At 70.1% G+C, this 13,650-nt stretch carries 14 protein-coding genes and 1 tRNA gene; 7 read left to right on the forward strand and 8 right to left on the reverse strand.

The window, feature by feature from the left end; translation table 11 throughout:
- Positions 1-76: 76 nt before the first annotated feature.
- Together soxY and soxZ are read left to right on the forward strand one after the other, a co-directional pair.
- A complete protein-coding gene (soxY, locus tag H537_RS0111945) occupies positions 77-556 on the forward strand; it encodes a thiosulfate oxidation carrier protein SoxY (RefSeq protein ID WP_028998120.1) in 480 nt (159 codons plus the stop codon).
- 13 nt (positions 557-569) lie between these two features.
- A complete protein-coding gene (soxZ, locus tag H537_RS0111950) occupies positions 570-878 on the forward strand; it encodes a thiosulfate oxidation carrier complex protein SoxZ (protein ID WP_028998121.1) in 309 nt (102 codons plus the stop codon).
- 13 nt (positions 879-891) lie between these two features.
- Here the strand turns inward: soxZ and H537_RS0111955 are convergent, their stop codons facing one another.
- The 3 genes from H537_RS0111955 to H537_RS0111965 form a co-directional block, all read right to left on the reverse strand.
- A complete protein-coding gene (locus H537_RS0111955) occupies positions 892-2,502 on the reverse strand; it encodes an MFS transporter (protein ID WP_028998122.1) in 1,611 nt (536 codons plus the stop codon).
- 160 nt (positions 2,503-2,662) lie between these two features.
- A tRNA-Arg gene (locus tag H537_RS0111960) sits at positions 2,663-2,739 on the reverse strand.
- Positions 2,740-2,788: 49 nt separating this feature from the next.
- Positions 2,789-3,481: a glutathione binding-like protein gene (locus H537_RS0111965; RefSeq protein ID WP_028998123.1), complete on the reverse strand. Its 693-nt coding sequence runs from the start codon at positions 3,479-3,481 to the stop codon at positions 2,789-2,791.
- A 51-nt stretch (positions 3,482-3,532) separates the two neighbouring features.
- Between H537_RS0111965 and H537_RS42490 the strand changes: the two genes are divergently transcribed.
- Together H537_RS42490 and H537_RS0111975 are read left to right on the forward strand one after the other, a co-directional pair.
- Positions 3,533-4,261: a hypothetical protein gene (locus tag H537_RS42490; protein ID WP_051242417.1), complete on the forward strand. Its 729-nt coding sequence runs from the start codon at positions 3,533-3,535 to the stop codon at positions 4,259-4,261.
- 88 nt (positions 4,262-4,349) lie between these two features.
- Positions 4,350-5,393 (forward strand): hypothetical protein, encoded by a 1,044-nt coding sequence (locus H537_RS0111975; RefSeq protein WP_028998124.1) that lies wholly within the window; start codon positions 4,350-4,352, stop codon positions 5,391-5,393.
- Positions 5,394-5,437: 44 nt separating this feature from the next.
- Here H537_RS0111975 and H537_RS0111980 read toward each other — a convergent pair whose 3' ends face one another.
- The 5 genes from H537_RS0111980 to lptF are packed head-to-tail and all read right to left on the reverse strand — an operon-like array spanning position 5,438 to position 10,214.
- Complete coding sequence (locus H537_RS0111980) at positions 5,438-6,616, reverse strand: pyridoxal phosphate-dependent aminotransferase (RefSeq protein ID WP_043458620.1); 1,179 nt, start codon at positions 6,614-6,616, stop codon at positions 5,438-5,440.
- 37 nt (positions 6,617-6,653) lie between these two features.
- On the reverse strand, positions 6,654-7,598 hold the full coding sequence (locus H537_RS0111985; RefSeq protein ID WP_028998126.1) for a CysB family HTH-type transcriptional regulator: 945 nt from the start codon (positions 7,596-7,598) through the stop codon (positions 6,654-6,656).
- Complete coding sequence (locus tag H537_RS0111990; protein ID WP_028998127.1) at positions 7,595-7,993, reverse strand: sirohydrochlorin chelatase; 399 nt, start codon at positions 7,991-7,993, stop codon at positions 7,595-7,597. The genes H537_RS0111985 and H537_RS0111990 overlap by 4 nt, the downstream gene beginning before the upstream one ends.
- Complete coding sequence (lptG, locus tag H537_RS0111995) at positions 7,990-9,117, reverse strand: LPS export ABC transporter permease LptG (protein ID WP_028998128.1); 1,128 nt, start codon at positions 9,115-9,117, stop codon at positions 7,990-7,992. The genes H537_RS0111990 and lptG overlap by 4 nt, the downstream gene beginning before the upstream one ends.
- Positions 9,114-10,214: an LPS export ABC transporter permease LptF gene (gene lptF / locus H537_RS0112000; protein WP_028998129.1), complete on the reverse strand. Its 1,101-nt coding sequence runs from the start codon at positions 10,212-10,214 to the stop codon at positions 9,114-9,116. Before lptF ends, lptG begins: the two co-directional genes overlap by 4 nt.
- Before the next feature lie 27 nt (positions 10,215-10,241).
- Here lptF and H537_RS0112005 point away from each other — a divergent pair, with 27 nt between their 5' ends.
- From H537_RS0112005 to H537_RS0112015, 3 genes are all read left to right on the forward strand, one after another.
- Positions 10,242-11,720 carry a leucyl aminopeptidase gene (locus H537_RS0112005; protein WP_028998130.1) on the forward strand — a complete coding sequence of 493 codons (1,479 nt, stop codon included), beginning with the start codon at positions 10,242-10,244 and terminating at the stop codon, positions 11,718-11,720.
- 79 nt (positions 11,721-11,799) lie between these two features.
- Complete coding sequence (locus H537_RS0112010) at positions 11,800-12,243, forward strand: DNA polymerase III subunit chi (protein WP_238446670.1); 444 nt, start codon at positions 11,800-11,802, stop codon at positions 12,241-12,243.
- A 123-nt stretch (positions 12,244-12,366) separates the two neighbouring features.
- Positions 12,367-13,509, forward strand: coding sequence for a branched-chain amino acid ABC transporter substrate-binding protein (locus tag H537_RS0112015; protein ID WP_028998132.1), 1,143 nt, complete (start codon positions 12,367-12,369; stop codon positions 13,507-13,509).
- Positions 13,510-13,650: the final 141 nt, after the last annotated feature.

Genomic DNA, 13,650 nt, shown 5'->3' on the forward strand with positions numbered 1-13,650 from the left:
TGGAAAGCTTTCTGCAAGAAGTTTCCAGGGCTTTTTTCATGGGCGCGGCGCTGATGGCCGTTCCCTCCAGGGTGGGATGTACAAACCGATGCACGCCTCGCGGCGCCGTCTGCTGAGTTCTGCAGCGCAGGCGCTGGGCCTGTTCGTGCTGGCGGGTGCCCTTCCGGGGCACGAAGCCCGCGCCCAGGTCGACGCCTGGGACGCCGCCTTTGCCAGCCGCGATTTCAAGGGTGCGCTGCGCGCGCTGGGCGGCGAGGGCGCCGAGGCGGGCGGGCAGGTGCAGCTCGACGGCCCGGACGTGGCGGAGAACGGCGCGGTGGTGCCTTTCACCGTCACCACGGCGCTGCCGGGCGTGTCGCTGATCGCGCTGCTGGTGGAGCACAACCCCGGCCCGCTGGCCGCGGTGTTCACGCTGCCGCCGGGCACCGAGGCTTTCGTCTCCACGCGGCTGAAGATGGCCGAGAGCTCCACCGTGCACGCGCTGGTGCGCGCCGAGGGCGGGCTGTTCCTGGCGCGTCGCCCGGTGCGCGTGATCCAGGGCGGCTGCGCCGGCTGAGAAGGAGATCACCATGGGACAGCCCAGCCGGATGCGGGCCGTGGAAAACGGCGGCGTGGTGGAGCTGCGGGTGCTGATGAGCCACGTGATGGAAAGCGGCCAGCACCGCGACGCTTCGGGCGCGCTGGTGCCGGCGCATCACATCGAGCGCGTGGACATCGAGTGCGGCGGCCGCCCCGTGCTGCAGGCGCGGCTTGGGCCGGCGGTGTCGCGCGACCCCTTCCTGCAGCTGCGCTTTCGCGGCGCCAAGGGCGAGCGCGTGGTGGTGCGCTGGGTGGACGACCGGGGCGACACGCGCAGCGACGAGGCCACGGTCGGCTGAGGCCGGACCGGGCTCAGTCCGGCAGCGTCTCGCCCACGTAGCGGCGCACGCGCGGGGGCTGGTCGCCCCGGTGGAAGGCGAAGCGGCGCTCGCGCAGCCGCATGTCTGCGGCGGTGATGCGGTCGATGCGGCGCAGGTGCTCGACCCAGGACTCGTCGAGGAAGTACTCCACGTGGCGGCGCGGGTCGGTGCTGTCGTGCAGCAGGCCCCAGCTCAGCGCGCCCTGGCGCAGCCGCGCGCGGCGGCTGTCGCGCATCACCGCGGCGAACTCCGCGGCGTCGGCCTCGTCCACGAAGTACTCGATGGTGACCATCACCGGCCCGGCCTCGGGCGCGATCTCGAAGGCCGGCGGCGGGTCGAGCGTGATCGCGTGCGGCGTGAGGTCCTCGGCCGGCAGCGTCTCCAGGCGGTAGCGGCGCAGCAGCAGCACCAGCAGCACAGCGCTGGCCGCGGCCACCAGCAGGCTGGTCTGCACGTTGGAGAAGCTCGCCACCTGGCCCCACAGCGCGGCGCCCGCTGCGTTGCCGGCCATCAGCGCCATCTGGTAGATCGACATGCCGCGCGCGCGCACCCAGTTGGGCAGCGTCAGCTGCGCGGTGATGGTCAGCGAGTTGGCCACCGAGATCCACGCCGCGCCGGCCAGCACCATCGTCGGCGCGGCGACCCAGACGTTGGGTGCCAGCGCCACGCCCACCATCGCCGCGGCGTTGATGAGCGTGCCGTACTCCACGAGCTGGTCGCGGTCCCAGCGCGCGCGCAGCTGCGGCAGCGCCAGCGCTGCGGCGATGGCGCCCGCGCCCATGCAGGCCAGCAGCACGGTGAAGGTGCCCGCGCCGCCGCCGTGCAGGCGCTGCGCCAGCAGCGGCAGCAGCGCGATCAGCGCCGTGGCCTGCAGGAAGAACACGAACACGCGCAGCAGCACCACGCGCATGCCCGGCGACTCGCGCACGTGCTGCAGGCCCACGCGCATGGCGCCCACGAAGCGCTCGCCGGGCAGGGCGGAGTTGCGCGGCTCGTAGCGCCAGCGCCACACCAGGAAGCTCGCCACCAGCGACAGCGCGGCGTTGAGCGCGAACACCCAGGCGCTGCCCAGGCTGGCGATGATGGCGCCCGCGGCGATAGGCCCGGCGATGCGCGAGGCGTTCATCGCCACGCCGTTGAGCGCCAGCGCGGCGCTGAGCTCGCGCTTGCCCACGAGTTCCGGGACGATGGCCGCGAACACCGGCCAGCGCATGGCCAGCCCGATGCCGTTGGTGAACACCAGCACCAGCAGCAGCGGCGCCGTGAGCTGCCCAGCCATGGACACGCCCGCGAGCACCACGCCCACGGCCGCGACCCAGAGCTGCGTGAACATGAACCAGCGCCGGCGGTTGACGATGTCGGCCAGCGCGCCGCTGGGCAGGCCCAGCAGGAACACCGGCAGCGTGGAGGCCGACTGCACCAGCGCCACCAGCGCAGGGTCGTGGCTGAGCGAGGTCATGACCCAGGCCGCCGCGACGTCGTTCATCCACATGCACACGTTGGCCGTGAGCCAGGCGCTCCACAACATGCGGAACACGGGAACGCGCAAAGGGGCTAGGGCGCCGGAAGGGGCGTCTGGGGAGGCGTCAGAGGCAGTGGACATCGACGGTGGTCGAGGGGCGATGCGGCTGGATCATCGCAACCCCGGCAGCTAAGGAGTGGAGCGGAAACCGCCGCGTCTCAGATCCTGGGACAGGATCATCGAGCGGGGCGAATGCGGGCTGCTGTAGGGCAAGGGCCGCGCCGCTGCGCGCTGCGTCGAATGGCCTGCCCGGAGGGACTCGAACCCCCGACCTGCTGCTTAGAAGGCAGCTGCTCTATCCAGTTGAGCTACGGGCAGTGCAGAAGGTCAATTGTAAGCAGGCGCGAGGCCGGTCCTGCCGGAGTCTTCAGCGCCTGGCGTACTGCGTGGCGCCGAACAGCGTCTCGCGCGCCTTGTCGTCCATCTGCGGCTTGCGCTGGTCGGCCAGCACTTCCACGCCGCGCTGCACCGCCGGGCGGGCGGTAATCTCATCGAACCAGCCCTTGAGGTTCGGGTAGTCGTTCCAGTCGATGCCCTGGTTCTTCCACGAGCGCAGCCACGGGAAGACGGCGATGTCGGCGATGCTGTACTCGTCGCCGGCGATGTAGCGGTGGCGGGCGATCTGGCGGTCCATCACGCCGTAGAGGCGCTTGGCCTCGTTGGTGTAGCGCTCGACGGCGTAGTCGATCTTCTGCGGCGCGTAGATGCGGAAGTGGTGCGCCTGGCCCAGCATCGGGCCCACGCCGCCCATCTGGAACATCAGCCACTGCAGCACCTCGTACTTGCCGCGGGTGTCCTTGGGCAGGAACTTGCCGGTCTTGCCGGCGAGGTAGAGCAGGATGGCGCCGGACTCGAACAGGGAGATGGGCTTCCCGTCCGGACCGTCGGGATCGACGATGGCAGGAATCTTGTTGTTGGGACTGATGGCGAGGAACTCGGGGCTGAACTGGTCGCCTGCGCCGATGTCCACGGGATGCGCGCGGTAGGCCAAGCCACACTCTTCGAGCATCACGTGGACCTTGTGACCGTTGGGCGTGGGCCACGAATACACTTCGATCATCTTGGTTGTCTCCTCACGCGTCTTCGGGCGCCCCATTGTGCGCCAGCCCTCATGCTCGACGCCTTCAGACAATGGTTCTCACGCCGCGCGGGGCTGCCGGGCGAGCGTGCGCTGGCCGACTGGGCGCATGCGCAGGGCCATCACTTCAAGCGCAGCCGCGACGCCGACGGCTTCATCGTCGAAGCCCAGGGCGGCGCGTGGCGGCTGGAATGGGGCCCGTCGCAGCGGCGCTACATCACCGGCCAGGAATTGCGGCTGCGCGCGCCGCTGAACGGCGGCGCCGGGCTGCAGCTGCTCGTGCTCACGCGCAGCCTGCTCGACCTGCTGGAGAAGCAGGTGTTCGAGCAGTACACGCAGGGACTGCAGACCCGCATCGACCTGGCCACGCCCGACGAAATGCGCTGGCTGGTGCTGCATCCCAAGCTGCCTGCGGCGGAGCTGTCCGCGCTGCGCGGGCACTTCGGCGCCGTGGGCCATCCGCTGGAGGCGCTGTCGAGCTGGATCGGCGGCCCGCTGGGCGCGGCGCTGGTCGAGCTGGCCACGGCCCGCAGCGCCGGCCTGGCGCCGCTGATGCTGATCGTGCAGCGCGAGCGGCTGACGCTGCGCACGGCGCTGGAGCACGCCGAGCCCGCGCTCATCACCGAGCTGCTGCAGCTGTTCGAGGTGGCGCGCCGCGAAGCCCAGCGCGTGGCGGCCCAATGGCAGCTGGCCGGGCCGCCCGATCCCGCGGCCTCGCTGTGGCCGCATTCCGTGGACGGGCCGGACAGCCAGCTGCGCTGAAGGCCGCGTGCCGGCCATGGCCCCCGGCCGGCACGCGGGTACCCCGTGCTAGAGTGGTCCGGCTATATCGGTATGCCCGGAGGGAGGGATGTCCCGAAAACTGCTGCTGCTGAGCCTGGCTGCCGCTTCCTGCGTGGCCATGGCCACGCCCAAGGGCGACGCGGGCGCCACGGCGCCCAACGACACGAAGAAGGCTTCTCTGGCGCCGGTCACGACCGCCGAGAAACTCCAACAACGGCTGCACGCGCTGGAGGAGCGCGTGGAGCAACTGCAATCGCAGTCCAGGCAAGACCAGGAACTGCTGGAACAGGGCCGGCGCCGCCAGGCCGAGCTGGAAGTCGCCTCGCACGCCATGCCCTGGCTGCTGGGCCTGCTGGTGGCGCTGGCGGCCGTCGCGGTCGGACTGGCCTGGCGCGTGCAGGCGCTGTCGCGCCGGCGCCAGGACGTCTGGTGGGACACCTCCGCGCCGCTGGACCTGGAAGCGCCGCGCGACGAGGCGCCCGTCACCGCGGCCGTGGTGTTCAACGAACCCCCACGCGGGGAGGCGGCGAGCACGCGCCCGCCGCTGGCGCCCTTGCCGTCCACCGGGGTGCTGCCGGTGAACGAGCAGATCGCGCTGTCGCAGCAGGTCGCGCTGCTGTGCGCGCTGGGGCAGGACGACAAGGCCATCGAGCTGTTGCAGTCGCGGCTGGGCGAGGGCGGACGCACGCCGTGGCTGCTGCTCAAGCTGCTGGCGCTACACCAGCGCACCGGCCAGCGCACGGCTTTCGACCGGCTCGCGCGCCAGGTCGGTGCGCGCTTCGGCTGCACGCTGCCGGTCTGGGATGCGCTGCCCCAACCCGGACTGGACGGCGAGCCCGCGCTGCTGGCCTCGTTGCAGCAAAGCTGGGAAGCGCCGGTGGATGCGCTGCTGCTGCTGTCCAAGCTGCTGCTGCAGCCGCAGGCGCTGCCCTCGCTGGCGGCCTGCGAGGACATGCTGCTGCTCTACCGCATGGCGCATGAGCGCCATTGCCAGGAGGTGGCCGACTGCGAGATCGACCTGCCGCTGGCCTTGGCCCCGATGCTGGACGACGACCGGTCGCCGCTGCCGCCGCTGGTGGCGCCGCGCATCGCGCTGCAGCCGGCGCCCTGAAGCGCGCCGGCATCTGCCGGCCGCCGCCTTGCGCGGTGCCAGGTTTACAGCCGCGCCAGCCGCTGCAGCGCCGTCTGCAGCGTCTCGTCCTTCTTGGCGAAGCAGAAGCGCACCACGCGCTGTTCGAAACCGCCGGCGTAGAAGGCAGACAGCGGGATGGCCGCCACGCCGATCTCCGTCGTGAGAAAGCGACAGAACTCGGCCTCGGGCAGGTCGCTCAGCGCGGAGTAGTCCACGCACTGGAAGTAGCTGCCCTCGGTCTGCAGCGGGCGCAGCCGCGTGGCCTGCAGCCCGGCGCGGAACAGGTCGCGCTTGCGCTGGTAGAAGGCGCCCAGTTCCAGGTACGGCGCCGGGTCGGCCATGTAGCGCGCCAGGCCGTGCTGCATCGGCGTGTTGACCGTGAACACGTTGAACTGGTGCACCTTGCGGAACTCCGCGCTCAGCGGTGCCGGCGCGGCCACGAAGCCCACTTTCCAGCCGGTGACGTGGTAGGTCTTGCCGAAGCTGGAGACGATGAAGGCGCGCGCCGCGAGCTCGGCCACGCTCGCCGCGCTCACGTGCGCGCGGCCGTCGTAGACCATGTGCTCGTACACCTCGTCGGACAGCAGCAGCACGTCGGTGGGACGCAGGATCTCGGCGAGCTGCTGCATCTCCTGGCGCGTCCAGACGCTGGCGCCGGGGTTGTGCGGAGTGTTGACGATCAGCAACCGCGTGCGCGGCGTGATGGCCGCGGCGATCCGCTTCAGGTCCGGCCGGAAGCTGCCCGGCGTCAGCGGCACCCGCACTACCGTGCCGCCGGCGAGCTCGATGTTGGGCGCGTAGCTGTCGTAGCAGGGTTCCAGCACGATCACCTCGTCGCCCGGGTGCACGCAGCACAGGATGGCGGTGAGGATGGCCTGCGTGGCGCCGGCGGTGACGGTGATCTCGGTGTCGGCGTCGTAGCGGTGGCCGTACAGCGCCTGCACCTTGTCCGCGACCGCTGCGCGCAGCGCCGGCACGCCGGCCATGGGCGGGTACTGGTTGAGCCCGGAACGCATGGCGTCGGCAACTGCGTCCACCAGCCGCGGATCGCCCTCGAAGTCCGGAAAGCCCTGGCCCAGGTTCACGGCGCCATGCGCGTGCGCCAGGGCGGACATCACGGTGAAGATGGTGGTGCCGACCTGCGGCAGCCGGCTGGGGAATGCGGGCGTGCGCGGCGTGGCGGTCGAGGCGTCAATCTGCATGGCAAGCACTTCCGGTCGGGAGCCGCAGAGGCGGCGGTCAGAGGTCGTAGTCGTCGCCGGTGCCGGCCATGGCGCGGTTGATGAGCGTGCGCGTGAGCCGGTCCGACAGCAGCTCGGCGAAGGAGTAGACGAAGTTGCGCAGGTAAGCACCGCGCTTGAAGGCCACGCGCGAGACGTTCATGCCGAAGAGGTGGCCTGCCGGGCGCGCCACCAGGTCGCCGCCGGGCGGGTCGTCGCGCACCGCCATCTCCGCCAGGATGCCCACGCCCAGGCCCAGCCGCACGTAGGTCTTGATGACGTCGGAGTCGATGGCCTCCAGCACGACCTCGGGCTGCAGCCGCCGCTGCGCGAAGGCCTGGTCGATGCGCTTGCGGCCGGTAAAGGCCGGCTGGTAGGACACCAGCGGCTCGCGCGCGAGCTGCTCCAGCGTCGGGCGCTCCACGCCGGCCAGCGGGTGCGTGGCGGGCACCACGATCACGTGCTGCCACTCGTAGCAGGGCAGCGTCACCAGGTCGCCGTACTCGGACAACGACTCCGTGGCCAGCCCGATGTCGGCGCTGTCGTCGAGCAGCATCGCCGCCACCTGCTCGGGCGTGCCCTGATGCAGGCTGACGCTGACCTTGGGATGGCGCTTGCGCAGCAGCGCCACCGGCTCGGGCAGGACGTAGCGCGCCTGGGTGTGCGTGGTGGCGATGGACAGCCGCCCCGCGTCCTGCTTGCCGAACTCCTCGCCGATGCGCTTGAGGTTGCCCACCTCGCGCAGGATGATCTCCACCGCCTGCAGCACCTGGTAGCCGGGCTCGGTCACGCGCTTGAGGCGCTTGCCGTGGCGGGCAAAGATGTCCACGCCCAGCTCCTCTTCCAGCTCCAGGATGGCCTTGCTGATGCCAGGCTGCGAGGTGTGCAGCGCCTTGGCGGTCTCGGTGAGGTTGAGGCCGCGACGAACGGCCTCCTGGACGAAGCGGAACTGGTGCAGGTTCACGGCTGGTTCGCCTCCTTGGTCGCCAGCAGGCTCAGCGCCGCGCCGGCCATGGCCTGCACCACCGCGGGCAGCTCGCCCACGGCCGGGTGCAGCTCGAAGCGCACGCCCGGGTGCGCGGCGCGCAGGGCGTCGAGCAGCCGCGGCAGGTCCTTGCGCACGTGGCCGCCAGCGCCCAGGAACAGCGGCAGCACCTCCACAGCCTGGCAGCCGTCCTGCACCAGCTGCGCTCCCGCCTGTGCCAGGTCGGGCTGCATGAATTCGAGGTAAGCCAGCTGCAGCGGCGTGCCGGGCCGCTGGGCACGCACGGACTGCGCCACGGCTTCGAAAGGGCGCGCCCACTCGGGGTCGCGTGCGCCGTGTGCGAACAGCAGCAGTCCACGGGAGGTGTCGTTCATCGGTACCTTACCAGCCAGGTGAAGGCTGCCAGCGACAGCAGCAGGTAGAAGATGCTGGGCGCGGCGGCGGTGAGCCAGGGCGTCCAGTCGCGCAGCAGGCCCAGGTGCCCGGCGACGTTGTTGAGCAGCACGAAGCTGATGCCCAGCATGATCCCGCCGAAGACCTTGAAGCTGATTCCGCCGGCGCGCGCGTGCAAGTAGGCGAAAGGCAGCGCCAGCGCCACCATCACCAGGCAGGCGAACGGGTAGAGCGCCTTGCGCCAGAAGCGGATGGCGTGGCGCTGCGCGGCCTGCTCCTGGTCCGACAGGTGCTCGGTGTAGCGCCACAGCTCCAAGGTGCTCATGGTGTCGATGGGCAGCACCGCGGCCGCCACCACGTCCGCGCCCAGGCTGCTGGCCCAGCGCAGCTCGGGCAGCCGCTCCAGTTGCACCTGCATCCGTGACTGTGTGGCGGAGGCCGTATCGGCCGGCGGCCAGACGGTGCGCTGCACGTCCTGCAGCGTCCACACCGCGTCGGCGCCGATGCGCGCCCGCGCCGCGGCAATGCGCTCCTGCAGCCGGCCCTGCTCGTCGAACTCGAAGATGCGCACGCCTTCGAGCGTGCCGTCGGGCGCCAGGCGCTGCACGTTGAGCGAGACCTGGTGCGAGACGCCCTGGGGCATGGTGCGGCGCTCGCGCAGCCAGGCGCCGGTGCGGCCCAGGTCCTGCCCGCCGCTGGCGAGCGTCTTGACGCGCACCGCCTCGCGCTCGCTGGCCGGCACCACGAAATCGCCGACCAGGAAAGTGATCAGCGCGAAGACCACGCCCAGCACCGCCAGCAGCGACAGCGCCCGGCCCGGCCCCAGCCCGCCGGTGCGCAGGATGGTGAACTCGCTGGACTGCGCCATGCGCGCCATCGAGTAGATCGTGCCGATGAGCACTGCGATGGGGAGGAGCTCGTAGAGGTGGCCTGGGATCTCGAGCAGGCTCGACATCAGCGCCATCGGTAGCGTGTAGCCGTGCCGGCCCACGTCCTCGAGCTCGTCGACGAAGTCGATGAAGAAGAACAGCGACAGGAATGCCAGCGCCACGAAGAACACCGCGCCCAGGATGTCGCGGTAGAGCAGCCGCCGAACGGTCTTCATGCGCGGCTCCCGCGCAGCCGCAGCCGCGCCGTCGTGCCCTGCTCGCGCCACCACAGCAGCGCCAGCGCCAGCGCCAGCGCCGCGCCGTGCAGGCCCAGCAGCGCCCCGGCCAGTCCCAGCCGGCCGCCGCTCACCCAGGCCTGCGAGAGGTTGATGAGGTTGTAGTAGACGACGAAGCCGAGCAGCGCGAACAGCATGTTCCAGTTGCTGGCGCGGCGCGGGTTGGTGGCCGACAGACCGATGCCCAACAGCAGCAGGTTGCCCGCGCCCAGCAGCAGCCCGAAGCGCCAGGCCAGCTCGGCGAGCTGGCGCGGACCGGGCTGGCGCAGCAGGTCGAGGGTGGGCATGGTCTTGGGCGAGCGTTCCTGGGCGGTGCGCGCCTGGTGCTCGTCCACCACCACGCGGTAGGTGTCGAAGCGCGAGAGCGTGAGCGTGCCGTCGCTGCGGTCGGTCTCGTTGCGCTGTCCCCCTTCAAGCACCAGGATGCGGCGCTCGGGGTCGCTGTTGTTGTCGATGTGGCCGCCGTGCGCCGACACCACCGTCTCGCGCCGCTCGTCGTTGGACAGCACGAAGACGTTGCGGGCCCGCGTGGCGTCGTTGTCGCCGTCGCGCTCGACGAAGAACACGCGGTTGCCGTCGCGCGAGACCTGGAACACGCCCGGCGCCACGCGCGAGAGGTCGCTGCGCTGCTGGTAGCGCTCGCGCAGCTCGATCGTCATGCGGTTGCCCCAGGGCCACACGAGCAGCACCAGCAGCCCGATGACCAGCAGCACCGGCCAGCTCGTGCGCAGCACCGGCCGCACGAAGCGCGACAGGCTCACGCCGCTGGCGAACCAGATCGCCATCTCGCTGTCGCGGTACATGCGGCCCAGCGTGGCCACCACGGCGATGAACAGCGACAGCGCCAGCATGGTGGGCAGGTGGCTCAGCGCCGTGTAGCCCAGCAGCAGCACCACGTCCTGCGGCGCCACCGAACCCCCGGCGGCCAGGCCCAGGGTGCGGATCAGCATCATCGTCAACACGATGGTCAGCAGCACGACCAGCGTCGCACCGAAGCTGCGCGCCAGCTCTCGGCGCACGGTGGTATGGAATAACATCAGGCGATCTACGAACTTGGCGTCATTATGGACTTGCGATCCCTCGTTCCCGGCGCGGCCGGGTTGGCCGGTGTGGCCGCCGATGCACTGGTGCTGGTCGTGGCCGGTAGCGAGGCACAGCAGACGCTGGAGCCGCCGCTGGCGGCGCTGCTGGCGGAAAGCGTGAAGGCGGGCGACTTCGAATTGAAGCCGGGACGCACGTTGTACGTGCACCGGCCGGCCGGCGTGAAGGCGCCGCGCCTGGTGCTGGCGGCGGCCGCGGATGCGTCGCCCAAGGCGTTCAAGACCGCGGTGGCGGCAGCGCTCGGGGCGCTGAAGTCGCTGGGCGTGCGCCATGCGGCGGTGGCCTTCGCGGCAACGGCCAAGGAGGAGGGCGCTGCCGTGCTGGACGACCGTCACGCCGAGGCGCTGGCCATGGCCGTGGCCGATGCCACTTATATCTACCGCCACACCAAGCCCAGCGCGCCCGAAGGCGCCAAGCTGCAGAAGGTGTCGCTGGTGTGCGACAAGGCCGCGGCCAACACGCTCAAGAAGAGCCTGGCGCGCGGCCAGGCGATCGCCGAGGGCGTCACGCTGGCGCGCGAGTGCGCCAACCGTCCCGGCAACCACTGCACGCCGACCTTCCTGGCCGAGCAGGCGCAGGCGCTGGGGGCGCAGTTCGGCTTCAAGGTCGAAGTGCTTGGCCGCAAGGAGGTGGAGAAGCTCGGCATGGGTGCCTTCATCGCCGTGGCGCAGGGGTCCGAGGAGCCGCTGCGCTTCATCGTGCTGCGCTACGAAGGCGCGGCGCGCGGCACGGCGCCGGTGGTGCTGGTGGGCAAGGGCATCACCTTCGACAGCGGCGGCATCTCCATCAAGCCCGCGGGCGAGATGGACGAGATGAAGTTCGACATGTCCGGCGCCGCCAGCGTGCTGGGCACCTTCCGCGCGCTGGGCGAGCTCTCGCCCAAGGTCAACGTGGTGGGCCTGATCGCCGCGTGCGAGAACCTGCCCAGCGGCCGCGCCACCAAGCCCGGCGACGTGCTGCGCTCGATGTCGGGACAGACCATCGAGGTGCTCAACACCGATGCCGAGGGCCGCCTCGTGCTGTGCGACGCGCTCACCTACGCCGAGCGCTTCAAGCCCGCGGCGGTGGTGGACATTGCCACGCTCACCGGCGCCTGCGTGATCGCCCTGGGCGGTCAGCGCTCGGGCCTCTTCTCCCCGGACGAGGAACTGGCCGGGCGGTTGCTGCAGGCCGGCGAGGCCGCGCTCGATCCGGCCTGGCGCATGCCCATGGATGACGAGTACGACGAAGCGCTCAAGAGCAACTTCGCCGACGTCGCCAACGTCGGCCCGCGCGGCGGCGGCGCCATCACGGCGGCCATGTTCCTCAAGCGCTTCACCAAGGCCTTCCGCTGGGCGCACCTGGACATCGCCGGCACCGCCTGGAAGGGCGGCGCGGCCAAGGGCGCGACCGGCCGCCCGGTGCCGCTGCTCACGCACTTCGTGCTCTCGCACGCGCGCTGAACGGACGGGCCGCTGGCTCATCACACGGCCGCCCGAGCCCAGCAGGGGCCGAGGCGGCAAACCGAAGGAAATCAAAGCGATGGCGTTGTCGGAAGTCGCCTTCCACACCGGCGTGGGCGACAAGGTCGGCTATTGCTGCCGCCTACTGCGCAAGGGGTACCGGCAGCAGGCGCGCATGGTCGTCGCGGGCGAAGCCGATGCGCTGTCGCGGCTGGACCAGGCGCTGTGGCTGTTCGATGTGCGCTCCTTCATCCCGCACCGGCGGCTGCGTGCGGGTGAAGCGGTGCCGGCGGCGCTGCTGCGCACGCCGATCTGGCTGATCGAGCCTGGCGCCGAAGCGCCGCAGCATGGCGTGCTGCTGAACCTGGGCCCCGCGGTGGTGCCCGATTTCGAACGCTTCGAGCGACTGATCGAGGTGGTCGGTCTGGACGAGGCGGACCGCCTGGCCGCGCGCCGGCGCTGGCGTGCCTACGAGGCGCAGGGCCTGCGTATCACGCATCACGCGCAGGAAGGATTGGGGTGATTCCAGGGTTGTTGCGGGAAAGAATTGATCGGATGCATGTCAACCGATGTCCGGTTTATTTGCGTTATCGTTATTCCTGCTGAAACTGTTACCAGTTCTCTCTTTCCAACCCGGAGGTCCCGAATGCGATTCCAGTTCAATGCCGTTCTTGCCGCTGCCGCGGTGTTGCTGGCCGGTGGCGCCAGTGCCCAGGAGGTGGTGGTCAAGATCGGTCACGTCGCCCCGACCAGTGGTCCGATTGCCCACTTGGGCAAGGACAACGAAATGGGTGCTCGCATGGCAGTGGACGAGCTCAATGCCAAGGGCGTGACCATTGGCGGCAAGAAAGCCAAGTTCGAGCTGCTGGCCGAAGACGACGCGGCCGATCCGAAGCAGGGCACCGCCGCTGCCCAGAAGCTGGTGGACAGCAAGGTCCAGGGCGTGGTGGGCCACCTGAACTCCGGCACCACCATCCCGGCTTCGAAGATCTACAGCGACGCCGGCATTCCGCAGATCAGTCCCTCGGCCACCAATCCCAAGTACACCAAGCAAGGCTTCAAGACCGCCTTCCGCGTCGTGGCCAACGACGAGCACCTGGGCGGCACGCTGGGCAAGTACGCCGTGAACCAGCTCAAGGGCAAGGCGATCGCCGTGATCGACGACCGCACCGCCTACGGCCAGGGCGTGGCTGACGAGTTCGAGAAGGGCGTCAAGTCCGCTGGCGGCAAGACGGTGGGCCGCGAGTTCACCAACGACAAGGCCACCGACTTCACCGCCATCCTGACCAGCATCAAGGCCAAGAAGCCCGACATCGTCTTCTTCGGCGGCATGGACGCCGTGGCCGGCCCGATGCTGCGCCAGATGAAGCAGCTGGGCATCAGCGCCAAGCTGATGGGCGGCGACGGCATCTGCACCGGCGAGCTGCCCAAGCTGGCTGCGGGCTCCATGGCCGATGAGCAGGTGGTGTGCGCCGAGGCCGGTGGCGTCGAAGGCGAGCAGAAGGCCGGCATGGACAAGTTCAAGGCCGACTTCAAGAAGAAGTTCAACGCCGACGTGCAGATCTACGCACCGTACGTGTATGACGCCGTGATGGTGATGGCCGACGCGATGGTCAAGGCCGGTTCTCCCGATCCGGCCAAGTACCTGCCGGTGCTGGCCAAGACCAATGGCTTCAAGGGCGTCACGGGCACGATCAGCTTTGACGAGAAGGGCGACATCAAGAATGGCGCGCTGACCATGTACACGTACAAGGGCGGCAACCGTCAGCAAATCGCCGTGGTGCGCTGATCCCATACGGCATTTCCCGCCCAGCAAAAGCGCCCGCGACCGCGGGCGCTTTTTTTCTAGGACGGCAGAACTTGCTGAACGTTGAATCCTCCAAGAGAGATCGTTTGCTGCCACGCGGAGGTGTGCGATGGCGCGACTTTC

Source organism: Azohydromonas australica DSM 1124, from assembly GCF_000430725.1.
GTDB lineage: Bacteria > Pseudomonadota > Gammaproteobacteria > Burkholderiales > Burkholderiaceae_C > Azohydromonas > Azohydromonas australica.

Bases quoted from the DNA above. Each gene is read 5' to 3' on its own strand.
- soxY (WP_028998120.1), top strand. From the start codon at position 77: ATGTACAAACCGATGCACGCCTCGCGGCGCCGTCTGCTGAGTTCTGCA.
- soxZ (WP_028998121.1), top strand. From the start codon at position 570: ATGGGACAGCCCAGCCGGATGCGGGCCGTGGAAAACGGCGGCGTGGTG.
- H537_RS0111955 (WP_028998122.1), bottom strand. From the start codon at position 2,502: ATGTCCACTGCCTCTGACGCCTCCCCAGACGCCCCTTCCGGCGCCCTA.
- H537_RS0111965 (WP_028998123.1), bottom strand. From the start codon at position 3,481: ATGATCGAAGTGTATTCGTGGCCCACGCCCAACGGTCACAAGGTCCAC.
- H537_RS42490 (WP_051242417.1), top strand. From the start codon at position 3,533: ATGCTCGACGCCTTCAGACAATGGTTCTCACGCCGCGCGGGGCTGCCG.
- H537_RS0111975 (WP_028998124.1), top strand. From the start codon at position 4,350: ATGTCCCGAAAACTGCTGCTGCTGAGCCTGGCTGCCGCTTCCTGCGTG.
- H537_RS0111980 (WP_043458620.1), bottom strand. From the start codon at position 6,616: ATGCAGATTGACGCCTCGACCGCCACGCCGCGCACGCCCGCATTCCCC.
- H537_RS0111990 (WP_028998127.1), bottom strand. From the start codon at position 7,993: ATGAACGACACCTCCCGTGGACTGCTGCTGTTCGCACACGGCGCACGC.
- lptG (WP_028998128.1), bottom strand. From the start codon at position 9,117: ATGAAGACCGTTCGGCGGCTGCTCTACCGCGACATCCTGGGCGCGGTG.
- lptF (WP_028998129.1), bottom strand. From the start codon at position 10,214: ATGTTATTCCATACCACCGTGCGCCGAGAGCTGGCGCGCAGCTTCGGT.
- H537_RS0112005 (WP_028998130.1), top strand. From the start codon at position 10,242: ATGGACTTGCGATCCCTCGTTCCCGGCGCGGCCGGGTTGGCCGGTGTG.
- H537_RS0112010 (WP_238446670.1), top strand. From the start codon at position 11,800: ATGGCGTTGTCGGAAGTCGCCTTCCACACCGGCGTGGGCGACAAGGTC.
- H537_RS0112015 (WP_028998132.1), top strand. From the start codon at position 12,367: ATGCGATTCCAGTTCAATGCCGTTCTTGCCGCTGCCGCGGTGTTGCTG.